This is a genomic window from Streptomyces sp. NPDC028298 (assembly GCF_055565895.1).
In genome coordinates this window covers 387,293-413,575 of record NZ_JBVHTL010000005.1, presented here as the reverse complement: position 1 = coordinate 413,575, position 26,283 = coordinate 387,293, and the positions used below count along the sequence as shown (strand labels likewise).

Below are 26,283 nucleotides of genomic sequence, written 5' to 3'. Positions count from 1 at the left end.
TAACCGCCCCCCCCCCCACCCCCCCCTCCCCCCCCCCCCCCCCACCCCCCCCCCCCCCCCCCCCCCCCCCCACCCCCCCCCCACCCCCCCCCCCCCCCCCCCCCCCCCCCCCCCCCCCCCCCCCCCCCCCCCCCCCCCCCCCCCCCCCCCCCCCCCCCGCTGCGGGGGGAAGTACCTGCGCGATCTACTACGACGGGGGAATCGCGTCAGGCACTGCGGGGGGTGGCTGCGATGGTCTCGACGTCCGGGACGTCGGGTCCGGTGAGCTGGTGGTCACGCTGATCGAGGTTGACGAAGATCATTCCATACCGGATGGCGCACCGGACGGGCTGCGGCGCCCCCCGAGGCCGCCGCAGACACCGGTAGGCCCGTACGTCCTCGTCGTCGTCGCGGGTGACGACGACGGGCTCTCCGAAGACGGTCACCATCAGCGAGTCGCCGCTGTAGGGGATGGCGGTGACCAGGTCGATGAAGTGCCAGCCGGACCGGTAGGCCGTGGCCATCTCCCGGCGGAAGGAGCGGTCGTCGGGAGGAATGCTCATGCTTCTGCGCTCGCGGAGATGATCGTCCAGCCGCTGTCGCCCAGAGCCGTGGCCTCGGCACTGTTCCAGCCACTGTCCGCCGGGGTCAGTTTCACGCTGTCCCAGCCGCTGTCGCCCGGGAGCGCCGCGGCCTCGATGTCGGTCCAGCCGCTGTCGCCCGGCACGGCCTCGGCGGCGGTCCAGCCGCTGTCCGCCATGGTCGCCTTCACGCTGGTCCAACCGCTGTCCGGGCCGGCCCAGGTCCGGGCACCCCCGGCATCAAGACCCGAGGCTCCCAGGGAGCCGGACGCCACAGCGACAGAGAAGACTGCGGCAAGCACTGAACCAAGCAATCTCGCTCGCATAGTCGGCTTCGTCCTCACTTGATGGAATCTTCTCCCCCGTCGTCACAAGACGATGGCTCATTCAGGCACGTCAATGCCACAGCAGCGATGCATCATGTTCCTGCACGTTCAGGACCCTGGGGGGTGGAGATTTGCCCACAAACAACTCACAACCGACACATCCCCACGCTGTCACCACGTTGTGTGACGAAGGAACACGCCTTTACGCCAGTGCGTTGCACTCCGGCCGCATCACGCGGGTCGAAGTGGAAACAGCCCCTTGCCTCTTGGAGTTCGCGCTGCTTCATCCCGACCCCGACGACGAGAAGTGGCTGCGCCCCGTCCCGCCGTCGGTCGCGCTCGCCCAGCGCCTGCAGCCCCTGGAACGGGAGATCCAGGAACGCCGCCGGCTCGCGATCGAACTGACCGACTCCTTCGACCCGTTCATCGCGATCAGCACGCAGAGCACCGCGAGTATCCACGCCATCACCGTCCTGGAGGGATTCGACCGCATCAACGCGGCACTCAATTCGGCCACCGCCGAGTGCCAGACGGAGATGCTGACGATCCAGCCGGGCGGCGGCCGGCCCGCCGACGCGCTGATGCAGGCACTGGAGCGCGACCGGCCGCTGACCGACCGCGGGGTGCGCATCCGCACGCTCTACCAGCACACCGCGCGGCACAGCCAGGGGACGCTCGCGTACGTGGAGCGCATATCCGGGGGCAGGATCCAGGTCCGCACCCTGGAGGAACTCATCGAGCGGCTGATCGTCATCGACCGGACCGTCGCCTTCATCCCGGCCAGCGACGACCGGCGGGTCGCCCTCGAACTCCGCCACCCCGGGCTGGTGCTGTACCTGAGCAAGGTCTTCGAGCAGCTCTGGCAGCGGGCGGTCCCGCTGACCGAGGACGTCCCGAACGACGTCGGGCCCAACGGCATCACCGGCGTCCAGCGTTCGATCGCGAAACTGCTCATCGAGGGGCACGTCGACGAGGCCATCGCCCGCCGCCTCGGCATGAACGTCCGCACCTGCCGCGCCCACATCGCCAAGCTGGCCTCCGCCCTCGGCAGCGGGAGCCGGGCCCAACTCGGCTTCCTGATCGCGCAGTCGGGGCTCCTGGACCAGCCCGAGGGAGGGGAGTGACCCCGGCCGGCGGCAGGGCGTCCGACGGGGCCGGCCGGGCTGTGGTGGCCGTTCCCTGACCGTGGCCCTCAACGGCCGGTCGGGGAACCGCGGTCGGGCACGGCGGGGGCCTTCGGGGCGGCGGCCTCGGCGACGGCCACCGGTTCGGGTCCGGGGGAACGCTGCGGCCCGTCCAGACCCGCCTGGGCGATCCGCACGCCCAACTGCGTCCGGCTCGCCGCGCCCAGCGTCTCCGACAGCCGGGCGATGTGCGCCCGGCAGGTCCGCACGCTGATGCCCAGGCGCTCCGCGACCACCGCGTCCTGATGCCCCTCGGCCAGCAGCGCCGCGATGGAGCGCTCCCGGTGGGTGATGCCCTCGATGCCCGTCGACGGCATGGGCGAGGTCAGCGGGATCGCCAGGCGCCACAGCCGCTCGAAGACCGTCACCAGGTAGTCCACCAGCGCCGGGTGGCGCAGCTCCAGCGCGATCGTGCGGTCCGGGTTGGCGGGGATGAACGCGACCGTTCGGTCGAAGAGGATGAGCCGCTCCACGACCTCGTCGAGGGTACGGGCCTCGGCGGCGTCGCCCATCAACTCCATGTAGTTCAGCAGGCCTTGGCCGTGCCGGGCCACGTGGGTGTACAGGTCGCGCATCCGCACCCCGCGCCGGCGCATCTCCTGCGCCCGGTGCAGTCCTTCGACGAGTTCGTCCTCGCGCCGGATGCCGCCCGGCTGCACGGTCAGGACCTCGCGGGTGCACTCCTCGGTGGCCTTGTCCATGGCCGCGTGGATCCGCGGCAGCCCGTCGAGGACCCGGATCGCCACACCTTCGGCCGGTGCCCGTACCCGGCCGCCGAGCCCCGCGTACCACTCGAAGGCCGACACCGCGTCGCCCACCCGGGCCTGGCTCGCGCTGACTTCCTCGTACACACCGCGCAGGAGCCGGTTCATGACCTCCTGGGGCGAGGTCGGCACCAGCCAGCCCATGTCGTCCGGATCGGGGTGCAGCAGCGCCAGTTCCAGCAGGCAGGGCACCGACTCGGCGTCCTCGCGGGGCACCCGGCCCCGCCGCACGGCCCGGGAGTACACCCGGTCGCCCGCGTCGCACAGCCGGTCAGCGCCGTGCGGATGCCTGTCCGTCCCGTGCCCGGCCATCTCCCACCCCTGGCTCCAGCTCCAACCCCTGGCGTGAGCCCCGCGTCAGGGCGTCCTCCGCAGCGCAACTATGCGCGGACGCGTCCTGCATCGCAACAAGGCTGCGCGGCCGAGGAGCGCCCGTTCGCCCCGGCTCGCCCGCATAAATCCGGACCTCCGCCGGGGCCCTTGCAACAAGCTGAAGGCACCGGCCGCCCGCCCTCCGGAAGCCCTTCCCGAACCGCGGCGCCGACACCCCACCTCCTCCCCCGGAGAACCCAACTCGGTTCACGGCAAGGAGACTTGAAACGATCAGCCGTACCACCGCGGCTTTCACCCGCGCGACCCCACACACAGAACCGGAACCTGAGCTTCCCCCACCTGCGGTACCGGAAAGTTCACACACCCTGTGGATCGGGTCGATCGGCGCCCGTCGCGGATGCCCGGCGACGGAGGCGAGGGGATCATGCCGGAGGGGGCGCACAGCCGCGGAGGGGCGCCGCGAGGGGCGCGAGGCGCCGGAGTGGGCAGGCGCGGGCGCTCGGGCGCGCAGAAGGCCGTACAGCGCTCCTACGGAGGCGCGGCGCTCCTGAGGGGGATTCCCGAGCCGGGACAGCGGAACGGCCCCGGGCGGGGTGGCGCTGGGGGCGCTCGTCCGCGGCGGGGCCGGAACCGTGCTGGTCCTCGCCCGGCCGTCTCGGTGCCGAGACGGCCGGGCGGGGCGTCCTGCTTGGTGCGTCCTACTTGATGCCGAGCGAACCGCAGAGCGACTTGTAGGGCGCCGTGCAGATCTTGGCGACGGGGTAGATGCCGTCCTGGACGACCGTGTCCTCGATGTTGTCCTTGGTGAGCGCCACGACGGGCACGAGCTGGGACGGGATGTCCTTGTTCGTGGGGCTGCTGACCTTGTCGCGGGTGAGCGCGTCGAACTCGATCGAGCGGCCCTGGACCCGGGCGACGGCCATCTCGGCGGCCGCGTTGGCCTCCTGCGGGTACGACTTGTACACGCTCATGTACTGGTCGCCCTTGATGATCCGCTGCACGGCGATGAGCTCGGAGTCCTGGCCGGTGACCGGCGGCACCTTGCTGACGCCCGCGGCCTTGAACGCGTCGATGACCGCGCCCGCGATGCCGTCGTTGGCGGCGTAGACACCGGCGATGTTGCTCAGGCCGACGGACTGGATGGACTTCTCCATGTTGGCCTTGGCGTTGACCGGGTTCCAGTCCTTGGTGTCGTACTGGGCCGCGATGATCACCTTGTCCTCGAGCTCGGACTTGGCACCCGACTTGAACTGCGCGGCGTTCGGGTCGGTCAGCGAGCCGTTCATCATGATGATCTTCTTCGAGGCCGAGTTGGAGCCCAGCGCGGCGACGAGGGCCTTGCCCTGGGTCTCGCCGACCAGCTCGTTGTCGAAGGAGATGTACGCGTCGATCGGGCCCTGTGCCAGGCGGTCGTAGGCGATGACCGGGATCCCGGCCTCCTTGGCCTTGCGCACGCCCTTGGCGATCGTCACCGAGTCGACCGCGTCCACGAGGATGACGTCGACCTTGTCGTCGATCATCTGCTGCATCTGGCGGAGCTGCTTCGCGGCGTCCTGCTCCGCGTTCAGGTACAGGACGTCACCCTTCTTCTCGGTGAGCTTCTGCACCTGCTCCCGGATGATCGGGTAGTCGAACTTCTCGTAACGGGTGTTCGCCTTCTCCGGAAGGAGCAGGCCGACCGTGATGTCGTCGCCCTTCGTGGCGCTGGCCGAGCTACTGCCCCCGCCGAAGCCGGCCACGCCGCATCCGGCAAGGGTGAGGGCGGTGGCCGACGAGGCCACCGCTATGACGGTACGGCGGAGGCCGGTGTTACGAGTCTTCACATCAGGTGCCTTCCGGGCGAGGTTGCAGCATTGCGACCCAGGTGGCTGAAAGCCAACGCGGCGATCACCTCAGCGTCAAGGAGTAACCACTTAACGAGATGGCAACGGCGTTTCGTGTTCCACAAGTGAACGCGACGGGAAAAGACTACGCCCATCCACTGACCGATCCCCTCAGCTTCACCTTCTGTCATTCACAGGTACAACCAAGTTCCGTTCACAGGAGTCGTGATCGTCGACGGTTTTTAACCGCCGTTGACGATCGGCAGACCTGAAGGAACACATGCACAGAGCCCCTGTCACGAAGGGCGCCGTCTCCTCGGCCCTCGTGCTCGCCACCGCGGGCGGCCTGCTCACCGCAGCCGGCCCGGCCGCCTCCGCAGTGACCAACTGCACATCGCCCGTCTATAAGCGGCATTTCTACGCGAACACCACCTTCTCGGGCACACCGAAGAAGACGGACTGCGATACGGCGATCGACCAGAACTGGGGCTCCGGCGCGCCCGCGTCCGGACTTCCCGCCGACAACTTCGGCGTCCGCTGGACGGTGACCCGCGACTTCGGCTCGGGCGGCCCCTTCACCCTGCCCGTCACCACCCAGGACGGAATTCGGGTCTATCTGGACGACATACGCAAAGTCGACCTCTGGAAGAACGTATCGGCCACACAGTCAAAAACGGTCAGCCTGACCATTCCGTCCGGAAAACACACACTGCGCGTCGATTTCGTCAACTGGACAGGCAAGGCGAACGTCACTTTCGCCTACAAACCCGTCACTTCGGCCGGTACCGACAAAACCAAGCCACTCGTCCCCGCGGGTTCCTCGGCGTCGTACGACACCGCGACCGGCCGGGCCAAGGTCTCCTGGTCCAAGAACCAGGAGATGGACCTCGCCGGCTACCGCGTCTACCGCCGCCTCAAGGGCAGCACCACCTGGACCCTGCGCACCACCACGACGACCACCACGTCGTACACCGACACCTCCCTCCCCGCGACCGGCGCCACCTACTACTACGAGGTCCGCGCCTACGACAAGGCGGGCAACGAGTCCTCCGGCACCACGGACCGCCCGGTGACCACCACCGACCGGACGGCCCCGGCGCGCGTCACCGGTCTGTCGGGCCGGGGCACCACCGCGGGCAACACCCTGACCTGGCAGGCCTCCTCAGCGGACGTCGACCACTACGAGGTGTGGGCCGCGCCGACCGGGCAGAGCGACCCCGACGGGCCGGAGATCGTGTTCGGGACCTCCTACACGGACCGGATCGCGCAGGTGGGGACCGACTACCGGTACACCGTCCAGGCCGTCGACGGCGCCGGGAACGTCTCCCCCGTCTCCGACAGCCTGACGCTCATGCGCCCGGAGGAGTCCACGGCGCCCGCGCCGGCCTCGGTCCTGGGCACGCCCGCCGACGCCTCGACCCGCGTGTCCTGGACCCCGGCGCAGGACCCCGACGCGATGGTCACCGGATTCCACGTCTACCGCCGCACGTCCGCGCAGGGCGCCTGGATCCTGGTGGGCAGCGCCGGGGCGACGGCCGTCTCCTACGACGACACCTCCGCCCCGAAGGGCACCGCGTACTACTACGTCGCCTCGGTCGACAACGGAGGAGCCGAGTCGAACCCCTCGGCGCAGACCACCGTCGACCGTCTGACGCCGGCCACCGCCACCGGTCCCGCCGCGCCGCGGCTGACCGTGCTCTCCGAAGGCGGCACCCGCTTCCCCATCAGTGTCGGGGTGCGCCCCGGGACGGGCGACGAGGCACGGCTGCTGAAGGGGTACGCGTGGGACGTCTCCGGCGCCTGCGGCTTCAGCGGCACACAGTTCACCGCGTCGGACACCGTCTCCTGGACCCCGCAGTACACGGGCCCCTGCACGGTCTCCGTACGCGCCGTGGACGCCTACGGCCGCAAGGGCGAGAACGCCGCCTCCGTCGAGGTCATGGTCAACCGCTGACCGCCTGACGGCACACGAAGGGGCCCCACGGTTCAGGTGAACCGTGGGGCCCCTTCGGCCGAGCGTGGAGGTCAGTCGGACGTCCGCTTGGGGCGCCAGACCACCAGGGCGCTCGTCTGCTGGACCTCCTGGTACGGGACCAGGTCACGGCGGTAGGACGCGTGCACCGCGGCCTCGCGCTGCTGCATGGCCACCGCCGCGCCGTCCAGGGCCGACTCCAGCTCCGCCACGCGGGACTGGAGCGCGGCCACCTGGTTCTCCAGTTCGATGATGCGCTTGATGCCGGCGAGGTTGATGCCCTCGTCCTGCGACAACTGCTGCACGGTCCGCAGCAGTTCGATGTCGCGGGCCGAGTAGCGCCGGCCCCGGCCGGCGGTGCGGTCGGGGGAGACCAGACCGAGCCGGTCGTACTGACGCAGGGTCTGCGGGTGCAGTCCGGAGAGCTGGGCCGCCACCGAGATGACGTAGACCGGGGTCTCCTCGGTCAGTTCATAGGGGTTGCGTCGACGACCGGTCGTGTCCATGGCTCCGTCATGCTCCCTTCGCGGCCTGGAACAGCTCCGCCCGCGGATCCTCACCCGCGGTCGCCTCGCGATACGCCTCCAGCGCGTCACGAGCCTTGCCGGACAGGTCCTGGGGGACCGTCACCTCGACGGTGACGAGGAGGTCGCCCCGCGTGCCGTCCTTGCGGACCGCGCCCCTGCCCCGGGCGCGCATCGTGCGCCCGTTGGGGGTGCCCGGCGGCAGCTTCAGCGTCACCGGCGGGCCGCCCAGCGTCGGCACCTTCACCTCGCCGCCCAGCGCCGCCTCCGCGAAGGTGACGGGCACGGTGACGGTGAGGTTGTCGTCCTTGCGGCCGAAGACCGGGTGCGCGTCCACGTGGACGGTGACGTACAGGTCGCCGGCCGGGCCGCCGCGCTCACCGGGAGCGCCCTTGCCCCGCAGCCGGATCCGCTGGTTGTCGCTGACGCCCGCGGGGATGCGGACCTGCATCGTGCGGGACGACTTGGCCCGCCCGCTGCCCGCGCACTCCATGCAGGGGTGCTCGGCGATGAGGCCGCGGCCCTTGCAGTCCGGGCACGGGTCCGTGAGCGAGAACCCGCCGCCCGAGCCCCGCGCCACCTGCCCGGTGCCGACACAGGTCGGGCACACACGCGGTGTGCCGTTCTTGTCGCCGGTGCCCGAACAGGCCTTGCAGGCCGCCTGCGAGGTCATCCGCAGCGGAACGGTCGCGCCGTCCACCGCCTCCGTGAAGGAGAGGGTGACCTCGGTGTCGATGTCCTGGCCGCGCCGGGGCTGCGTCCGCGTGCCCGTGGTGGCGCCGCCGCGGTTGAACAGGCCCCCGAAGACGTCACCTATGCCACCGCCGAAGCCGCCGGCCCCTCCCGCTCCCTGACCCGGGGCGCCCCCTCCGAAGAGGTCGCCCAGGTCGAAGTTGAAGTTGCCGCCGCCCGCGCCGGGCCCCGGCCGGAAGCCACCGTTGCCGAAGAGGGCGCGTGCCTCGTCGTACTCCTTGCGCTTCTTGGGGTCGCCGAGCACGTCGTTCGCCTCGGAGATCTCCTTGAAGCGCTCCTCGGCCTTGGCGTTGCCCTTGTTGGCGTCCGGGTGGAACTCGCGGGCGAGCTTCCGGTACGCCTTCTTGATCTCGGCCTCGGTGGCGTCCTTGGGGACGCCGAGGACCTTGTAGAAGTCCTTCTCGATGAAGTCCTTGGTGCTCATCCCCGACGTCCCTCCTTCCTCGTCCGTTCAAGCTCAGCCCTCGTCCGGGCCACCGCTCTCCTTGTCCTCCGCCGCCTCGGCCGAGTCCTCGGCCTTGACCGGCTGCGCCCCGGGCTGCGGTTCGGCGACGGCCACCCGCGCGGGGCGGATGGTGCGCTCGCCGAAGCGATACCCCGGCTGCAGAATCGCCACGCACGTCGTCTCCGTGACGTCCGGCGCGTACGAGTGCATCAGGGCCTCGTGGATCGTCGGGTCGAAGGGCTCGCCCTCCTTGCCGAACTGCTGGAGCCCCATCTTCGCCGCGACGGTCTCCAGCGATTCGGCGACGGACTTGAATCCGCCGACGAGCTCCCCGTGATCCCGCGCGCGGCCGATGTCGTCGAGCACGGGCAGGAGTTCGGTCAGGAGGCTCGCCACGGCGACCTCCCTGACCGCGATCCGGTCGCGCTCGACACGGCGGCGGTAGTTCTGGAACTCGGCCTGGAGGCGCTGGAGGTCCGCGGTGCGCTCGGACAGAGCCATGCGCGCCTGGTCCAACTGTGCCGTCAGGCCGGTCAACTGTGCTGCTGCGTCCCCGTCCGGGGCCGCCGCCCCCTCCGCAGAGGGGGTGGCGGTCTGCGGCTCGGCGTCGTCAGAGGTGGCGCCGGAAGGGACGTCGGGCTGCTCTTCGAAGCCCGGGGTCTCCTCCGTCACGCGGCACCGTCCCGGCGGTCCTCGTCGACGATCTCGGCGTCGACGACGTCGTCGTCGGCCTTCGGGGCCTCGGCGCCGTGGGCGTCGCCACCCGCGGCCTGGGAGGCCTGGGCGTCGGCGTACATGGCCTGGCCGAGCTTCTGCGAGACCGCGGCGACCTTCTCGGTGGCGGTGCGGATCTCGGCGATGTCCTCGCCCTTGAGCGCGGCCTTCAGCTCCTCGACGGAGGCCTCGACCTCGGTCTTGATCTCGCCGGGGACCTTGTCCTCGTTGTCCTTGAGGAACTTCTCGGTCTGGTAGACGAGCTGCTCGCCCTGGTTGCGGGTCTCGGCGGCCTCGCGGCGGGCGTGGTCCTCCTCCGCGTACTTCTCGGCCTCCTGGCGCATGCGGTCGACCTCGTCCTTCGGCAGCGAGGAGCCGCCGGTGACGGTCATCTTCTGCTCCTTGCCCGTGCCGAGGTCCTTCGCGGTCACGTGCATGATGCCGTTGGCGTCGATGTCGAAGGCGACCTCGATCTGCGGGACACCGCGCGGGGCCGGCGGCAGACCCGTCAGCTCGAACATGCCGAGCTTCTTGTTGTACGCCGCGATCTCGCGCTCGCCCTGGTAGACCTGGATCTGAACGGAGGGCTGGTTGTCCTCGGCGGTGGTGAAGATCTCGGACCGCTTGGTCGGGATCGTCGTGTTCCGCTCGATGAGCTTCGTCATGATGCCGCCCTTGGTCTCGATGCCGAGGGACAGCGGGGTCACGTCGAGGAGCAGGACGTCCTTGACCTCACCCTTGAGGACACCGGCCTGGAGCGCGGCGCCGATGGCGACGACCTCGTCCGGGTTCACACCCTTGTTGGCCTCGTTGCCGCCGGTCAGCTCCTTGACGAGCTCGGCGACGGCGGGCATACGGGTGGAGCCGCCGACGAGAACGACGTGGTCGATCTCGGAGAGCTGGATGCCCGCGTCCTTGATGACGTTGTGGAACGGCGTCTTGCAGCGCTCGAGCAGGTCGGCGGTGAGCTGCTGGAACTGGGCGCGCGTGAGCTTCTCGTCCAGGTGCAGCGGGCCCTCGGCGGAAGCCGTGATGTAGGGCAGGTTGATCGAGGTCTCGGTGGACGAGGACAGCTCGATCTTGGCCTTCTCGGCGGCCTCGCGCAGACGCTGGAGCGCCATCTTGTCCTTGGCGAGGTCCACGCCGTGGCCGGAGCGGAACTGCTGCACCAGGTAGTCGACGACGCGCTGGTCCCAGTCGTCACCACCGAGGTGGTTGTCACCGTTGGTGGCCTTCACCTCGACGACGCCGTCACCGATCTCCAGGAGGGACACGTCGAAGGTGCCGCCACCGAGGTCGAAGACGAGGATCGTCTGGTCGTCCTTGTCGAGGCCGTACGCGAGCGCGGCCGCGGTGGGCTCGTTGACGATACGAAGGACGTTGAGACCGGCGATCTCGCCGGCTTCCTTCGTCGCCTGGCGCTCGGAGTCGTTGAAGTACGCCGGGACGGTGATGACCGCGTCGGCCACCTTCTCGCCCAGGTACGCCTCGGCGTCGCGCTTCAGCTTCTGCAGGATGAAGGCGCTCATCTGCTGCGGGTTGAAGCTCTTGCCGTCGAGCTCGATCTTCCAGTCGGTGCCCATGTGACGCTTCACCGAACGGATGGTCCGGTCAACGTTGGTGACCGCCTGGCGCTTGGCGACCTCGCCGACGAGCACCTCGCCGTTCTTCGCGAAGGCGACGACGGACGGCGTGGTCCTGGCGCCTTCGGCGTTGGTGATGACGGTGGGCTCGCCGCCTTCGAGAACGCTGACGACGGAGTTAGTCGTGCCCAGGTCGATGCCGACCGCACGTGCCATTTCGATTCCTCCAGCAATGACTTGAGTGGAACGGACTCAAGTGTGCACGACGTCCGGCTCCCGGTCAACAGACCTGAGTCGTGGGGGCTCAACTCTTATCCGCTCCTTACACGCATGGAGCTTCTGACCTGCGCCTTTCTCGCTGTGTCAGTGAACCTTCACCGCGCCGGGAGACTCCGGACGGGGACGCCCGGGACGCCCGAGCGCTCTCGGGACGGGTCCCCCGGGGGCGGGGATCGCATGCGGATGGACGCGCCGCGGGCGCACCCCGGGACGCAGGGCCCCCGCGACGGCGACCGCCGCCACGGCACCGGCCACCCACCAGGCGGCTCCCGCCCCCAGCCAGCCGAGGTCGATGCACAGCCCCACGAACGCGCCCGCGAACGCCGCCAGCCCCGTCACGACCAGGACCCCCTGCCGGGTGAGGCCGGCCCGCCGCAGCCGGTGCACCAGATGGTCCGGTGCCGGTCGCAGCAGCGGCCGTCCCGCGCGCCGCCGCGACACCAGGACCAGGACGCCGTCCGCGGTGGCCACGGCCGTCAGGGCGAAGGCGGCTCCGAGGCCGGGCCCGGCGGGCCGCTCGGCGTGCACCTGCACGACCGCGGAGGCCAGCAGGAAGCCGGCGAACAGCGACCCGCACCGCCCCGGCGCGATCCGGGCCGGGGGCCATCCGTGCATCAGGAAGCCCGTGAGGGCGGCGGCCAGCACGCTGAGCAGCGCCGCGAGCCCGTCCATGAGCTCGGCGGCCGCGCACCCGCTGAGAGCGAACGCGGTGATGACGCCGACCGTTCCCACCACCCCGTCGGCGTGGTCCAGCGAGCGGAAGGCGTGCGTGACGAGGACCGTCCAGGCCACCGCCAGCACTCCGGCGGGCAGACCGAGTTCGTCGTAGGGGACGGTCAGCGCGGCGGCGACGGCGACCCCCGCCACGCACACCACCGGGGGCACGGGCAGCAGGTCGGCGGCCAGGCCCAGCAGGGCGACCGCGATCGCGGCGACCAGCAGCCGGCCGGCCTCGGGGCCGAGCGGGGCGGCGCCGGTCCAGTCCCCGGCCCAGCCGACGAGCGCGGTCGCGCCGGCCACGGCGACCCCGCCGAGGAGCGGGACCGGCCGTGCCCTTCCGGGCGCCCGCGGTTTCGCCCGGCGTGCCGGCAGCCCCCTTCCGCCGGCCGGGCCGAGGCGCAGGGAGAACGCCCGCAGCAGCGCGGCGAGCGTCGCGGTCAGGAGCAGAGCGGCGGTGGCGGCCGTGATTCCGTACAGCACATCGCCAATTTAGGGGTAATTGTCACAGTATTGGGTGAATAACACGATCGGGTTTACGTGTCCCGTCGACCCCGGGCGAACCGCACCCCGTGCCCGCATTCCGGGCGCCCACTCAGGCTTCCCTCAGCGACGCAGATCACCGCACCGCTGACTACAGTGCGGCGAAGGAAGTGGGTAGTCTCAGACGGACTGCATAAGTTACCGCTTAGTAATCACCTTCGAGGTCACCCTCGAAGCAACACCTCGCAGGCCCGAGGAGCCCCCGAATGCAACTCGCCGCGATCATTGTGTCGCTGGTCCTGACCGTGGTCGGCGTTGCGCTGCTCGCACGCGCCATCGGTCAGTTCGTCCGGTACTTCAAGCTGGGCCAGCCGGTCCCGGCCGGTGCCCGGACCGACAATCCCTACGCGCGCAGCGTGACCCTGGTCAAGGAGTTCCTCGGCCACACGCGGATGAACCGCTGGGGCATCGTGGGCTTCGCCCACTGGTTCGTGGCGATCGGCTTCCTGACCCTCCCGCCGACCCTCGCCCAGGCCTTCGGCCAGCTCTTCCAGGCCGACTGGACGCTGCCGGTCATCGGCGACTTCCTGCCGTTCGAGCTGTACATCGAGTTCATCGGCGTGATGACGACCATCGGCATCGCCGTGCTCATCGTGATCCGCCTGCTGAACCTGCCGTCCCGCCCGGGCCGCAAGTCCCGCTTCGCGGGCTCCAAGGCCGGCCAGGCGTACTTCGTCGAGTACGTCATCCTCACCATCGGCCTCGCGATCTACACCCTGCGCGGTCTCGAGGGCGCCATCCACCACGTGGACCACTACGAGGCCGCGTACTTCGCCTCGTACCCGCTGGTCCTGGCCTTCAAGGGCCTGAGCGTCGCCACCCTGCAGAACCTGATCTACCTCACCGCCATGGTGAAGATCGGCACCTCGTTCATCTGGATGATCGTGGTCTCGCTCAACACCAACATGGGCGTGGCCTGGCACCGCTTCCTGGCGTTCCCGAACATCTGGTTCAAGCGCGAGGCGACCGGCGGGACCGCCCTCGGCGGCCTCCAGCCGATGACCTCCGGCGGCAAGGCCATCGACTTCACCGACCCCGGCGAGGACGACGTCTTCGGTGTCTCCCAGGTCGAGCAGTTCTCCTGGAAGGGCCTGCTCGACTTCTCCACCTGCACCGAGTGCGGCCGCTGCCAGTCGCAGTGCCCCGCCTGGAACACCGGCAAGCCCCTCTCCCCCAAGCTCCTGATCATGTCGCTGCGCGACCACGCGCACGCCAAGGCCCCGTACCTGCTGGCCGGCGGCGGCAAGGACATGGAGGGCAACGAGAAGGCGTCCGAGGAGCAGCTCAAGGACGTGCCCGCGACCGCCCTCGCCGAGGCCGAGCGCCCCCTCATCGGCACCGCCGAGGAGAACGGCGTCATCGACCCGGACGTCCTGTGGTCCTGCACCACCTGTGGTGCCTGCGTCGAGCAGTGCCCGGTCGACATCGAGCACATCGACCACATCGTCGACATGCGCCGCTACCAGGTGATGATCGAGAGCGCGTTCCCCTCCGAGGCGGGCACGATGCTCAAGAACCTGGAGAAGAAGGGCAACCCCTGGGGCCTGGCGAAGAAGCAGCGCCTGGAGTGGCTCAAGGAGGTCGAGTTCGAGGTCCCGGTCGTCGGCAAGGACATCGAGGACCTCTCCGAGGTCGAGTACCTCTACTGGGTCGGCTGCGCCGGCGCCCTGGAGGACCGCGCCAAGAAGACCACCAAGGCCTTCGCCGAGCTCCTGCACATGGCGGGCGTCAAGTTCGCGATCATGGGCGGCGACGAGAAGTGCACCGGTGACTCCGCCCGCCGTCTCGGCAACGAGCCCCTGTTCCAGGAGCTCGGCATGGAGAACGTCGCGGCGCTGAACATGGCCTTCGGCGAGGACGACGAGGACGAGTCGACCAAGAAGCCGAAGTCGGCGAAGAAGATCGTCGCCACCTGCCCGCACTGCCTCAACACGATCGGCAACGAGTACCCGCAGCTCGGCGGCGACTACGAGGTCATCCACCACACGCAGCTCCTCCAGCACCTCATCGACGAGGGCAAGCTGCTGCCGGTGACCCCGGTCGAGGGTCTGATCACCTACCACGACCCGTGCTACCTGGGCCGCCACAACAAGGTCTACACGCCCCCACGCGAGATCATGTCCGCCGTCCCGGGCCTGCGTCAGCAGGAGATGCACCGCCACAAGGAGCGCGGCTTCTGCTGCGGCGCCGGCGGTGCGCGGATGTGGATGGAGGAGCGGATCGGCAAGCGCATCAACAACGAGCGTGTCGACGAGGCTCTGTCGCTGAACCCCGACATCGTCTCCACCGCCTGCCCGTTCTGCCTCGTCATGCTGACCGACTCGGTCAACGGCAAGAAGAACGAGGGCAAGGCGAAGGAGTCCGTCCAGGTCGTCGACGTCGCCCAGCTCCTGCTCGAATCCGTCAAGACGCCGGTCGAGGAAGAGCCGCCGGCGGGCGCGGCCGAGTCGGAGAGCGAGCCGGAGCCGGAGCCGGTGAAGTAGCCGTCCTCCCCTGGTGCGGCCCGATCCGTTCCGCACCGATCCGTTCCGCAGCGATCCGTTCCGCACCGTCCGGACGAGCGTCCGACACGACTGCCTGAACAGCCGCCTGACCCGGCCGTCAGGCACAGCCGACCGGCCCGTTTCCGGATCGGTACGACCGACACCCCCGTGCTCCGTGGAGCACGGGGGTGTCGCCGTGTGCGGCCCCTCGAACACCGCGCGCCCGGCCGGAACGGAACCGAACTCACGTACAACCCTTGCCCACCGTCGTCGGTCTCCTGATCGTCGATCGGTCGGTGAACTGCCGGACAACTCCAGGCAAATGCAGCCGGTCGGCTCCCTATTGACAGGGACGCGCGCCCAGCGTCCCCGCATGCCGCAGGAGAATCCCGCATGCTCATGCGTCACCCGCGCCACGTGCGCCTCGCCCTCGCGACGGCGACCGCCGCCGCTCTGACGGGCGGTCTTCTGACCTTCTCGGCCGCGACCGCGACCGCCGCGGACTCCACCACGGTCCCGCAGGCCGACTTCAACGGCGACGGCAAGGGCGATGTGGCCCTCTCGGCCCACGGCGCCTACGTCAGCGGCCACGCCGGCGCCGGCCAGATCGTCGCCCTCTACGGCACGACCACCGGCGTGTCGTCCGCCAAGCGCTCCACGATCAGCCAGAACACCACCGGCGTGCCCGGCACCGCCGAGGCCGGTGACGCCTTCGGCGCCGAGACGGCGTACGCGGACTTCAACGGTGACGGGTACGACGACCTCGCCGTCGCCTCCCCCTCGGAGAAGGTCGGCACCGACACCAACGGCGGCGGCCTCGCCATCCTCTGGGGCTCCGCGAGCGGCCTCACCGGCAAGGGCGTCGACGTCCCGGACCCGTCCCCCTCCTCGCACGACTACTGGGGCAAGGACCTGGCCGCCGGCGACTTCGACGGCGACGGCAAGGCCGACCTCGCGGTCGGCAGCTCCTCCAGCACGATCTACGTCTACAAGGGCGGCTTCAGCACGGCCGGCACCCCCGGCGCCCGTACGACGATCAAGCCCCCGATCCAGTCGGGCACCAACGACAACCCCTACGGCCCGCTCAGCCTGACCGCCGGCGACGTGAACGGCGACCACAGGACCGACTTGATCGTCGACGGCTTCGAGACGCAGACCGACGACGGCTGGAACACGAACTACTACGTGCCCGGCACGGCCACCGGCCTGAGCGTGGCGTCCGCCAAGGCCCTCAAGCCAGGCATCGTCACCGGCATCGGCGACATCAACGGCGACGGCTTCGGCGACATCGTCAGCGGCGCGGGCTGGGACGCCACCACGGAGAACGGCACGCCCGTCCCGGACGCCGCCAACGGCGGCAAGGTGAACATCACCTACGGCTCGGCCTCCGGACCGGCCGGCACGACCGGCGTCACCCAGAACAGCGGCAGCGTCCCCGGCACCTCGGAGAAGGGCGACGCCTTCGGCTGGGACCTGGACATGGGCGACGTCAACGGCGACGGCTACCAGGACCTGGTCGTCTCGGCTCCGGACGAGGACATCGACGGCGTCACCAACACCGGCATGGTCACCGTCCTGTACGGCTCCGCGGCCGGCGTCAACGTCTCCTCCGGCACCCAGGCGTTCGCGCAGAGCACGGCGGGTGTCCCCGGCAACGACGAGAAGGGCGACCTGTTCGGCGCGGACGTCAAGCTCGACGACGTCAACGGCGACGGCCGGGCCGACCTGCTCGTCGGCTCGTACGAGAACTCCGCCAACGGCGCGGTGACCTACCTGCCCTCGAACGGCAGCAAGATCACCACGACCGGCTCCCGCACCGTCTCCCCGAGCACCTCGGGCGTCTCGACCTCGGGCACCCCGCAGTTCGGCGCCCTGTTCGCCGACTAGCGGGTGACCGGCGGCCGGCACCCTGTTCGCCGGCCGTCGGACGACCGGCGGTCCGCACCGTCCGTCACCCCGATCGTCCCGTCCCACACCGCCGGGCCCGCGCACACGGGCCCGGCGGTTTCTCGTTCACCGACCCGCCGGAGCACGTCACCAACTGCGCCTCCGTGTCGGCGCCTTGACCGGCCGGTCCGCCGTTCCCGTGCCTTGATCGTTCCGGCCTCCCGGGAGGGTCCGGAGGGCGGTCCTGCGGACCCGTAGGGGCGGACTCGGCGCTCCCGTAGGGGATGTCACAGCTCGGCCCCAATGCCCGGCCCGCCGCCCCTGAGCCGCCACGTCACTCTTCGGGACCAGGTACGTTCGATGACGTGGCTGGATTCAGGATCGGACGCGGCGGCCGGGACAACCGTGCACCGCAAGGGCGACCGCAACAACAACCGTCGTACGGACAGTCCTCCCAGGGACGTGGACAGCAGTCCCCCCAGGGAGGCGGGCAGCAGCCGTACGGCTACCCGGGCGCGCCGTCGCAGCCCCAGTACGGCGGACAGCAGCCGTACGGCGGGCAGCAGGGCTCCCAGCCCTACCGCGGCGGGCAGCAGGGCGGCTGGCCCCAGGGCGGACAGGGCGGCGGGTACGGCGGCGGGCACGGTGAGCCGGAGTACTTCGGCGACGGGCACCCGCAGCAGGGCCCGGACCCGTACGCCGCGAACAGCCCCGGTCACACGCAGGCCTTCTCGATCGGCGAGGACCCCTACAGCCAGGGGGACGTCTACCGGGCGGGCCAGGCGGCCGCACCGCCGGTCGGCCCCCGGCTGCACTGGAAGGACCTGCTCAAGGGCATAGTCGCGGCCCCGAACCGGACCTTCCTGCAGATGCGCGACTACACGATGTGGGCCCCGGCCCTGATCGTGACGTTCCTCTACGGTCTGCTGGCGGTCTTCGGCTTCGACGGCGCCCGCGAGGACGCCATCACCGCGACCCTCTCCAACGCCGTCCCGATCGTCCTGACGACCGCTGTCGCCCTCGTGCTCAGCACGTTCGTCCTCGGCGTGGTCACCCACACCCTGGCCCGCCAGCTCGGCGGCGACGGGGCCTGGCAGCCCACGGTCGGCCTCTCCATGTTGATCATGTCCATCACGGACACCCCGCGCCTGCTCTTCGCCATGTTCCTCGGCGGCGACGCGTCCTTCGTGAAGCTCCTCGGCTGGATCACCTGGGTCGCCGCGGGCGCCCTGCTGACCATGATGGTCGGCAAGTCCCACGACCTCCCCTGGCCGAAGGCGCTCGCCGCGTCCTCCATTCAGCTCATCGCGATCCTGTCGATCATCAAGCTGGGCACGTTCTGACCCGGCGGGCGGCACGCAGACCCGTCCAGAACTGAGAAAGAGGGGCTCCCGGCACACCGCCGGGAGCCCCTCTCACGTCATACGCCGACGCGCCAAGGCCCAGGAGTCGAGGCCTACGCGTCGAGGGCCTGCCCGGGCCCGGTCGCCCGCCTGCGTGCTCCGGATCCTCCGGTTCGGTCGCGACACACGACCATGTGCGGTCTCGGTGGGGCGCACGAACGTCCAGGCGACCGCCCCGACCCATGGTCAGGGCGCTGCGCGTCTCCGCCGTACCGAATATGACGAACTGTCATACTGCGTCACGTTCTGTCAGTCCGGTCGAGAGGATTGCTGTGGCCATCTGTCAAACCGTGAGGGGGGTGGGCGCGCAGGAGACCCTCCCGTCGTCGGCGCCGCCTGATCTTCGAGTGCGTCGCTCGTGGCGGGATGGGTTGCTGCGGGCGCTGGTGGCAGGTCTCGTCGCAGCGGCCGGCCTGGCCCTGCCCCTGGTGGCCCCGCAGCCCGCCCAGGCCGTGCCGCCCGGCACCTACGCCTACGTCACCAACTTCAACGCCAACACGGTGTCGGTGATCAACACGGCGACGAACACGGTGGCGGTCACGGTTCCCGTCGGCGCTGCGCCGTGGGAAGTGGCGGTGTCACCGAACGGCACCCGCGCCTATGTCACCAACCGCGCCGATGACACGGTGTCCGTGATCAACACCGCGACCGACACAGTCGTCGCCACCGTCCCCGTCGGCCCTGAGCCCCTGGGGGTGGCGGTGTCGCCGAACGGCACCCGCGCCTACGTCACCAACTTCGGCGCCGACACGGTGTCCGTGATCAGGACGGACACGAACACGGTCGTCGCCACCATCCCCGTCGGCGATGCTCCCATCGGGGTGGCGGTGTCACCGAACGGCACCCGTGCCTATGTCACCAATTCCGACGACGACACGGTGTCCGTGATCAGGACGGCGACGAACACGGTCGTCGCCACCGTCCCCGTCGGCGCCTTCCCGTTCGGGGTGGCGGTGTCGCCGAACGGCACCCGCGCCTACATCACCAACCTCAACGACGACACGGTGTCCGTGATCAAAACGGCGACGAACAGGGTCGTCGCCACCATCCCCGTCGGCGATGCGCCCCAGGGGGTGGCGGTGTCACCGAACGGAACCCGCGCCTACGTCATCAACGCCGACGCCGACACCGTGTCCGTGATCAAAACGGCGACGAACAGGGTCGTCGCCACCATCCCCGTCGGCGATGCGCCTCGAGAGGTGGCGGTGTCGCCGAACGGCACCCGCGCCTACGTCACCGACGCCAACGCCGACACGGTGTCCGTGATCAACACCGCCACCAACACCGTCGTGGCCACCATCCCCGTCGGCGACCTCCCGTTCGGGGTCGCGATCGGGGTCGTGCGCTGCCCGGGCCACGGCAGGCCGGGACACGGGAAGCCCGACCACGGCAAGCCGGATCACGGAAAGCCCGGCCACGACCGGCCGGCCACGGCCACCGTCCCGGCCCGCGGTAACTGCACACCGGTATGACGAACGCCCCGGCGCCGGGGGCCCTGGGGCCACCGACGCCGGGGCACCCCGTGACCACGCAACCCCACACCACGGCCCGCCGCCCAAGCCTCCGTGGTGTCGACAGCGAGGCGACGACAAGCGGGCATCGCCGCCTTCCGCCCTGCGGCTAGAGGGCTAGAGGGCTTCCTTGGAGGGGGTGACCGGCTCGCCGGACCTACGCACTACAGGCAAGACACTCCACGGGAAGTTGATCCACTCGTCGGTGCGCTTCCAGACGTACTCGCACTTCACCAGCGACTGGGTCTTCTCGTAGATCACCGCGCTGCGGACCTCGGCGACCTCGCCGACGCAGAAGTCGTGCACGAGCTTGAGCGTCTTGCCCGTGTCGGCGACGTCGTCGGTGATCAGGACCTTCTTCTGCGAGAAGTCGATCGCGTTGGGGACGGGGGCGAGCATCACCGGCATCTCCAGCGTCGTCCCCACCCCCGTGTAGAACTCGACGTTCACCAGGTGGATGTTCTTGCAGTCGAGGGCGTAGGCGAGCCCGCCCGCGACGAAGACACCGCCCCGGGCGATCGACAGCACGATGTCGGGCTCGTACCCGTCGTCGGCGATCGTCTGGGCGAGTTCGCGTACGGCGACGCCGAACCCTTCGTAGGTGAGGTTCTCGCGCACGGGGGACATGGTCATCGCCTCAGACCTGGGTGCGGTGGAAGTTCAGGAAGGACCGCGAGGCGGTGGGTCCGCGCTGGCCCTGGTAGCGGGAGCCGTAGCGGTCGCTGCCGTAGGGGAACTCGGCCGGCGAGCTGAGCCGGAACATGCAGAGCTGCCCGATCTTCATCCCCGGCCACAGCTTGATCGGCAGGGTCGCGAGGTTGGACAGCTCCAGGGTGACGTGCCCGGAGAACCCGGGGTCGATGAACCCCGCGGTGGAGTGGGTGACCAGGCCCAGGCGTCCCAGGGAGCTCTTGCCCTCGAGCCGCGACGCGAGGTCGTCGGGCAGCGTGATGACCTCGTACGTACTGGCGAGGACGAACTCCCCGGGGTGGAGGATGAACGGCTCGTCCCCCTCGGGCTCGACGAGCCGCGTGAGGTCCGCCTGCTCGACCGAGGGGTCGATGTGGGGGTAGCGGTGATTCTCGAACACCCGGAAGAAGCGGTCGAGCCGCACGTCGATGCTCGACGGCTGCACCATGGATTCGTCGTAGGGATCGATCCGGACCCGCCCGGCGTCGATCTCGGCCCGGATGTCCTTGTCTGAGAGAAGCACCTCCTGAGGATACGCAAGGCGCGCGGAGCCACGACAATCGTGGCTCCGCGCGCCGGTACTCCTGCCCGTCCTACTGCTCGGTCCCCGCCCTCTCCAGGGTCACCGGCACCACACTGCGGAGCCGGGCACACCGTGGACACCTCAGCAGCCGGCCGGGGCCGAGCCGCTCGGCCTGCTGCATCGGGAACGAAGCGGTACTGAACACGTGCCCCTCGGCACAACGGACGACGGTGCGCTCCATCAAGTCCCAGAGTCCCTTCCCCAAGAGCCGCGTCAGGCTGATGCCCTGACAACGAAAGCCACATTACGGGATGAAAGGGACGGCTCTCCAGGCGGCACTCCGACCCCGCCTGGACCCACTTCAACGCCCCCACCGTACGCCCCAACTCCGGTCCCCCGCAGCCGCATCCACCCCCCGAAACGCGCGGCGGCCCCGCGGCTTCGACGCCGGGGGCCGGGCATGAGGTACAGTGAGCGGGCATTCCGACACCGGCCCAACCGGCGTCTTACGCGGGTGTAGTTTAGTGGTAGAACATCAGCTTCCCAAGCTGAGAGTGCGAGTTCGATTCTCGTCACCCGCTCCATGTGAAACCCCCAGGTCAGTGACCCGGGGGTTCTTTGTTGTCCAGACCAATGGGTGATGAGCGCACTACCTGCGCACCAGCAGGACCGGCTGGCTGCCGGTCTGCTCCTTGCGGTGCGCCGGATCACCCTCGCGCCGCTTCGCCCGCTCAGCGCGCACCATGCCATCAAGCCCCGACTGCGCTCCGCCCCGCCGTGTCCTTGCGGGCCTACGCACCCACTGCCAAGATCATCGCCATGACCGCCCCAAGAGCTGCACGGCGTGCCTCCGGTACCCAAAACGTCACTGATTTGCTTCTCGCCCTGACCTTCATCAGGCGTCGCACTCCCGAACGGGACGCCGCTGATCTGCTCCAGGGCCAAGTCTTCGAAGTGACTGCGCTCAGTAAGACCATCGGCCGAACAGTTCTGCTGAACATCGGCAAGGGCCGGCAGATAGAGCACCTCAAGATAGGCAGCCTGTTCGTCGCCCAAGGGCAGCCGCTGACGTGGCGGGAGCGCCGTACTGGCCAAGAGACGGTACTCAACGGTCCGTTCACACTCACGCAGCTCGACAAGAAGCTCCCGCTGAACGGCAGGCTTTCGTTCTACGAGCTGACCACGGTTGACGGAAGCCATGAGGTGGCGCTGCCGAAGAAGGACGCCCCACTGGTTCTGATCGCGATAGGCCAGGATTCGCTGGAGCCGCAGGCCGCTCGGAGGCAGAGAAGATGACCACACCGACCGACCGTGTCGACCACGAACTGATCCGGGCAGCGGCACACCTCGCGGCCACGCGCTGCCGGGGCGACAACCACACCATGGCGGCTGCGGGCCGTGCCCGGGACGGCCGGATCGTCACCGCGGTGAACGCCTATCACTTCACCGGAGGCCCCTGCGCGGAGCTGGTCCTGATCGGCGCTGCTGCCGCCCAGGGCGCCTACGACCTGGACACGATCGTCGCGGTGGGTGACCGCGACCGAGGCGTCGTGCCCCCGTGTGGCCGCTGCCGCCAAGTCCTCCTTGACTACTTCCCGGCCCTCGAGGTCATCGTCGGGACAGAGGGCGGCCTCCGGATGGTGCCCATCACCGACCTGCTTCCCGAAAGCTACGTCTGGGCGGACCACCAGCTCGACGCCGAGGAGAGCGCACCACTTCCAGAGGAACCAGCCGATACGTGATCCAACACCGAGTCCCTGCCGGCGTGTTGACCTACAGGGCATGGGTGAGCAGCATGCGCTTGTGATCAAGCATCATCCCGCGATGACACAGGGCCACCATGGCAGTTGAACCACGGCAAGAGATGCGCCGACTGCGCGTACGTCTGCGCGGCTACATCCTTGCCGTACTGTTCCTCGCCGGGTGGACGGTCGTAGGCCACTGGTGGGTGCCTGAACCGTGGTCAGCGGGCATAGCGACCGCGCTCTTCATCCTTGCGGCATCCGTGCTCTACGGCGAGATCCGCGCGTGGCGCCTCCGTCGCAGCCACCGTATGTCCGGCCGCAGAACGACAACAGGTGGAGGGCGTGATGCCTGGACAGGTGACCGCGGTGAGCCGTAACGAGGGGTACTCGTTCAGCAAGCCCCATCGAGATTCCATCAGGCTGCTCACGGGGCTCGGCGTGGAAGGAGACGTTCACGCAGGTGAGACGATCCGCCACCAGTTCCGCATGACGTACGAGCCGGACCTGCCCAACCTGCGCCAGGTTCACCTGATGCACGAGGAACTCTTCGACGAACTCGCGCTCAAAGGCTTCAAGGTCTCTGCGGGCCAGCTCGGCGAGAACGTCACCACGCGCGGGGTGGACCTGTTGGGCCTGCCCACCGGCGCCCTGCTCCATCTCGGGGAGCAGGCGGTGCTCGAGGTGACCGGACTGCGCAACCCGTGCTCGAAGATCAACGACTTCCGCAAGGGGCTGCTCGGTGAGGTCTTCGCCATGGACCCCTTGTCCGGCGAGTTCACGTTCAAGTGCGGCGTCATGGCTGTGGTCCGCCGTGGAGGGACCGTCCGCCCCGACGATTCCATCCAGGTCGAGCCCCCGCCACCGCCTCACCGCCCGCTGGAACGGGTCTAGGTTCTTGTCCCGTGGTCATCGGCGTTGCCGGCGACCTCGCCCGTCCGTGCCCGCTCGGGCCGGTCGTCGGCGGCCGCGTCGGCCATGGCGCGGGTCGCAGGCGAAACGTGATCTTCCTGCTCCGAAACTTTGTTCCCCTGCGTCTCGGTGCGATCTACAGTTACTCAGCCCCTGTGCGGGGCCTGTGTTCGTGATCCATGGGGGGTCGACAACTTGAGACTGTTCATGCGCCGCCGTGCCGCGGCGCTCGCGACCGCGGCGGCGCTCGCCGCGGTGGGCACCCTGGCGAGCGCTCCGAGCGCCGCCGCGGACGACGCCGGGCCCTGGCCCGGCACCGAGGGAAAGATCCTCACCGACGGCCCGACGCTGGTCGATCCGGCCACCGGGACCGCCACCCAGGTGGGCACCCACATGGGGAGCTACGCGGCCTGGGCGCCGGACGGCAGCCGCATCGTCTCCGAGTGGGGCCAGCTCGCCAGCGAACGCCCCGACGGCAGCTCGCGCTTCAGCCTGCCCTGGGCGGCGGGCGTGCGTTCCAGCGCCGAGCAGAAGGACATCACCTTCTGGTGGGGCGGCCGGTACGTCGTCTACTCCACCGGCGGCCAGCTCGTCTACGGCCCCTCCGACGCCTCGTGGGCCCCCAAGCCCCTGCTGTCGGCCACCCAGGAGCCGTCCACCGTCTGCGACGAGGACCCGACCGTCAGCCCGAAGGGCCTGCTGGCCTTCTCCCGTCGCATCAACTACGGCTGCTACGACAACGACGGCGTCTGGGTCTACGACTCGTCCGCGAACACGGTCAAGCGCGTCCTCACCGACGCCGCGCAGCCGGCGTTCTCCCCGGACGGCACCAAGCTCGCCTTCGTCCGCAACGTAGGCGGCGGGCTCAGCCAGCTCTTCACCGCGAACGCCGACGGCACCGGCGTCCAGCAGATCACCACCGACGGCCGCGGCTACGCGAACCCGTCCTGGTCGCCGACCGGCACCCGGATCATCGCCGACGTCCACACCTCCGGTGACAGCGCCGACGTGCACACCACGGAGTACGTCACCGTGGCCACCGGCGCGACGACCGCGGTCCGCGGCACGCCGCAGGGCAGCAACCCGAGCTGGCAGCCGCTGCGCAAGAACTCCGCCGGCCGCGTCTGGGGCTCCGACGTCTACGGCAGCAACATCGCCTCCTCGCGCTGGACGTGGAACACGTACGGCGGCACCAAGGTCCCGGGTCTGATGGACGCAAAGGCCGCCGTCGTGATCAACCGGGACGACTCGGCGTACTCGCTCACCGCGCCCGCCCTGGCCGGCAAGAAGCAGGGCCCGGTCCTCGGCACCACCAAGAGCGGCCTGACGACCGCGGTGAAGAACGAGCTGAAGCGCACGCTGAAGCCGGGCTCGAACGTCTACCTCATCGGTGGCACGTCCATCCTGACCAGCACGGTCTCCTCGCAGGTCACGTCGCTCGGCTTCACCCCGAAGCGGCTGTCCGGCACCGACCGCTACGCCACCTCGGTCGCCGTCGCCAAGTCGGTGACGAGCAGCCCGAAGTACGTTTTCCTGGCCACCGGCACCGACTACCACTCGGCGCTCGTGGCCGCCTCCGCGGCCGGTGCCGACGGCACGAGCAGCGCGGGCAGCGTCGTGCTGAACAACGGCAATGCGCTGAGCTCGTCGGTGAAGTCGTACCTGAACAGCCTGAACCCGAAGAACACCATGGTCATCACGGTGGGTTCCTCGGCGAAGTACGCGCTGACGCACACGTACTTCTCCAACTGGCCGTCGACGTTCACGTATTACCCGATCACGGGCTCGACGAACGAGGCCACCTCGATCGCCGTCGCCAAGTTCTGGTGGTCCGCGCCGAGCACGACGGCGCTCGCCTACACCAACTCCTGGCGCGGCGGGGTCTCCGCGGGCGCGGCCATGAACGTCTTCGGCCCCGTCCTGTGGACCGCCAAGGACAGCCTCTCCAGCGAGGTCAAGAGCTACCTGCTGCGCGAGTCGGCGAGCACGAACTCGGTGATCGCGTTCGGCGGCACCGGTTCGGTCGCCAAGACCGCGCTCGACACCGCGGGCGCCGCGATCAGCGCGAGCGCGAGCCAGTTCGTGTACCACCCGTACTACGACGGCCTCGTCGCGCCGGCCTCCCAGCAGAGCACCTACGCGGCCCGCACCAACGGCGGCCAGCCCGCCACGGTCGCCCGCACCGGCCCGACCGGCGCGGACCCCCACCTGGACTCGCTCAAGACGGTCCAGCACCAGTAGCGCGACCGGGCGGGGGCGCCGATCAGCACGACCGGCGCCCCCGCCCCACGGGCCACCCGCACCCCTGCACCGGATCAGCGCACCAGATCAGTCACGGACCCGTCCCTCACTCATGAGGGCGACTCCGCCTGTGCCGAACCCAGTCGGTGGCCATGAAGCAGACCGTGACGACGAGCAGCATCACGGCACCGAGCACCACAGTGACCCCCGCCGCAACAGCGGGCATCACCCACCAATACGCATCATCGTCCTGCACGCCTACCCCCTCCGACACTGATCCCCGACGCCCAAAGATCGCGAAAGGTTCCCGCCCGAGCGAAGCGAGCTGTACGGGGGACCGATGCCTGGCGACGGCCGCGAGCAGCGGTTCC

At 69.7% G+C, this 26,283-nt stretch carries 21 protein-coding genes and 1 tRNA gene; 11 read left to right on the top strand and 11 right to left on the bottom strand.

What is annotated here, in order from left to right; genetic code table 11:
• Positions 1-206: 206 nt before the first annotated feature.
• Together ACZ4TO_RS24545 and ACZ4TO_RS24540 are read right to left on the bottom strand one after the other, a co-directional pair.
• On the bottom strand, positions 207-542 hold the full coding sequence (locus tag ACZ4TO_RS24545; RefSeq protein ID WP_037614653.1) for a Rieske (2Fe-2S) protein: 336 nt from the start codon (positions 540-542) through the stop codon (positions 207-209).
• Entirely contained in the window at positions 539-751 is a 213-nt protein-coding gene (locus tag ACZ4TO_RS24540; protein ID WP_382783714.1) for a hypothetical protein, read from the bottom strand. Before ACZ4TO_RS24540 ends, ACZ4TO_RS24545 begins: the two co-directional genes overlap by 4 nt.
• Positions 752-1,017: 266 nt before the next feature.
• Here ACZ4TO_RS24540 and ACZ4TO_RS24535 point away from each other — a divergent pair, with 266 nt between their 5' ends.
• Entirely contained in the window at positions 1,018-2,010 is a 993-nt protein-coding gene (locus ACZ4TO_RS24535) for a helix-turn-helix transcriptional regulator (protein ID WP_382783712.1), read from the top strand.
• Positions 2,011-2,078: 68 nt separating this feature from the next.
• Here the strand turns inward: ACZ4TO_RS24535 and ACZ4TO_RS24530 are convergent, their stop codons facing one another.
• Positions 2,079-3,146 carry a helix-turn-helix transcriptional regulator gene (locus tag ACZ4TO_RS24530; protein WP_382783709.1) on the bottom strand — a complete coding sequence of 356 codons (1,068 nt, stop codon included), beginning with the start codon at positions 3,144-3,146 and terminating at the stop codon, positions 2,079-2,081.
• A 719-nt stretch (positions 3,147-3,865) separates the two neighbouring features.
• The gene (locus ACZ4TO_RS24525; protein WP_468025206.1) at positions 3,866-4,948 is read right to left on the bottom strand and encodes a sugar ABC transporter substrate-binding protein; all 1,083 of its coding nucleotides are present in this window, start codon (positions 4,946-4,948) and stop codon (positions 3,866-3,868) included.
• Positions 4,949-5,270: 322 nt separating this feature from the next.
• On the opposite strand from ACZ4TO_RS24525, the gene ACZ4TO_RS24520 reads away from it, so the two are divergent.
• Positions 5,271-6,944, top strand: a complete 1,674-nt coding sequence (locus ACZ4TO_RS24520; RefSeq protein WP_468025205.1) for a PA14 domain-containing protein — start codon at positions 5,271-5,273, stop codon at positions 6,942-6,944.
• Between the two features lie 71 nt (positions 6,945-7,015).
• Here the strand turns inward: ACZ4TO_RS24520 and ACZ4TO_RS24515 are convergent, their stop codons facing one another.
• The 5 genes from ACZ4TO_RS24515 to ACZ4TO_RS24495 all read right to left on the bottom strand — a co-directional run bounded on the left by ACZ4TO_RS24515 (position 7,016) and on the right by ACZ4TO_RS24495 (position 12,460).
• Positions 7,016-7,468: a heat shock protein transcriptional repressor HspR gene (locus ACZ4TO_RS24515; RefSeq protein WP_382783701.1), complete on the bottom strand. Its 453-nt coding sequence runs from the start codon at positions 7,466-7,468 to the stop codon at positions 7,016-7,018.
• 7 nt (positions 7,469-7,475) lie between these two features.
• A complete protein-coding gene (gene dnaJ, locus ACZ4TO_RS24510; RefSeq protein WP_382783698.1) occupies positions 7,476-8,663 on the bottom strand; it encodes a molecular chaperone DnaJ in 1,188 nt (395 codons plus the stop codon).
• 33 nt (positions 8,664-8,696) lie between these two features.
• The gene (gene grpE / locus ACZ4TO_RS24505) at positions 8,697-9,356 is read right to left on the bottom strand and encodes a nucleotide exchange factor GrpE (RefSeq protein WP_382783695.1); all 660 of its coding nucleotides are present in this window, start codon (positions 9,354-9,356) and stop codon (positions 8,697-8,699) included.
• Complete coding sequence (dnaK, locus tag ACZ4TO_RS24500) at positions 9,353-11,197, bottom strand: molecular chaperone DnaK (protein WP_382783692.1); 1,845 nt, start codon at positions 11,195-11,197, stop codon at positions 9,353-9,355. Before dnaK ends, grpE begins: the two co-directional genes overlap by 4 nt.
• A gap of 147 nt (positions 11,198-11,344) precedes the next feature.
• Positions 11,345-12,460, bottom strand: coding sequence for an MraY family glycosyltransferase (locus ACZ4TO_RS24495; RefSeq protein WP_468025204.1), 1,116 nt, complete (start codon positions 12,458-12,460; stop codon positions 11,345-11,347).
• A 266-nt stretch (positions 12,461-12,726) separates the two neighbouring features.
• On the opposite strand from ACZ4TO_RS24495, the gene ACZ4TO_RS24490 reads away from it, so the two are divergent.
• From ACZ4TO_RS24490 to ACZ4TO_RS24475, 4 genes are all read left to right on the top strand, one after another.
• Positions 12,727-15,003 carry a (Fe-S)-binding protein gene (locus ACZ4TO_RS24490; RefSeq protein ID WP_468025203.1) on the top strand — a complete coding sequence of 759 codons (2,277 nt, stop codon included), beginning with the start codon at positions 12,727-12,729 and terminating at the stop codon, positions 15,001-15,003.
• 393 nt (positions 15,004-15,396) lie between these two features.
• Positions 15,397-16,890: an FG-GAP and VCBS repeat-containing protein gene (locus ACZ4TO_RS24485; RefSeq protein WP_468025202.1), complete on the top strand. Its 1,494-nt coding sequence runs from the start codon at positions 15,397-15,399 to the stop codon at positions 16,888-16,890.
• Between the two features lie 284 nt (positions 16,891-17,174).
• Complete coding sequence (locus tag ACZ4TO_RS24480; RefSeq protein ID WP_468025201.1) at positions 17,175-18,233, top strand: Yip1 family protein; 1,059 nt, start codon at positions 17,175-17,177, stop codon at positions 18,231-18,233.
• Positions 18,234-18,475: 242 nt separating this feature from the next.
• The gene (locus ACZ4TO_RS24475; protein ID WP_468025200.1) at positions 18,476-19,765 is read left to right on the top strand and encodes a beta-propeller fold lactonase family protein; all 1,290 of its coding nucleotides are present in this window, start codon (positions 18,476-18,478) and stop codon (positions 19,763-19,765) included.
• A gap of 156 nt (positions 19,766-19,921) precedes the next feature.
• Here the strand turns inward: ACZ4TO_RS24475 and ACZ4TO_RS24470 are convergent, their stop codons facing one another.
• Positions 19,922-20,437 carry a phosphoribosyltransferase gene (locus tag ACZ4TO_RS24470; RefSeq protein WP_382783676.1) on the bottom strand — a complete coding sequence of 172 codons (516 nt, stop codon included), beginning with the start codon at positions 20,435-20,437 and terminating at the stop codon, positions 19,922-19,924.
• A gap of 4 nt (positions 20,438-20,441) precedes the next feature.
• A complete protein-coding gene (gene dcd, locus ACZ4TO_RS24465; protein WP_382783673.1) occupies positions 20,442-21,017 on the bottom strand; it encodes a dCTP deaminase in 576 nt (191 codons plus the stop codon).
• A gap of 510 nt (positions 21,018-21,527) precedes the next feature.
• On the opposite strand from dcd, the gene ACZ4TO_RS24460 reads away from it, so the two are divergent.
• The 5 genes from ACZ4TO_RS24460 (at position 21,528) to ACZ4TO_RS24440 (ending at position 25,912) form a co-directional block, all read left to right on the top strand.
• Positions 21,528-21,601, top strand: a tRNA-Gly gene (locus ACZ4TO_RS24460).
• Positions 21,602-21,836: 235 nt separating this feature from the next.
• Positions 21,837-22,313 carry a hypothetical protein gene (locus ACZ4TO_RS24455; protein WP_468025199.1) on the top strand — a complete coding sequence of 159 codons (477 nt, stop codon included), beginning with the start codon at positions 21,837-21,839 and terminating at the stop codon, positions 22,311-22,313.
• The gene (locus ACZ4TO_RS24450; RefSeq protein ID WP_385048764.1) at positions 22,310-22,759 is read left to right on the top strand and encodes a cytidine/deoxycytidylate deaminase family protein; all 450 of its coding nucleotides are present in this window, start codon (positions 22,310-22,312) and stop codon (positions 22,757-22,759) included. Before ACZ4TO_RS24455 ends, ACZ4TO_RS24450 begins: the two co-directional genes overlap by 4 nt.
• A 348-nt stretch (positions 22,760-23,107) precedes the next feature.
• The gene (locus ACZ4TO_RS24445) at positions 23,108-23,653 is read left to right on the top strand and encodes an MOSC domain-containing protein (RefSeq protein ID WP_385048761.1); all 546 of its coding nucleotides are present in this window, start codon (positions 23,108-23,110) and stop codon (positions 23,651-23,653) included.
• Positions 23,654-23,866: 213 nt separating this feature from the next.
• Positions 23,867-25,912: a cell wall-binding repeat-containing protein gene (locus tag ACZ4TO_RS24440; protein ID WP_468025198.1), complete on the top strand. Its 2,046-nt coding sequence runs from the start codon at positions 23,867-23,869 to the stop codon at positions 25,910-25,912.
• The last annotated feature ends 371 nt before the right edge of the window (positions 25,913-26,283 follow it).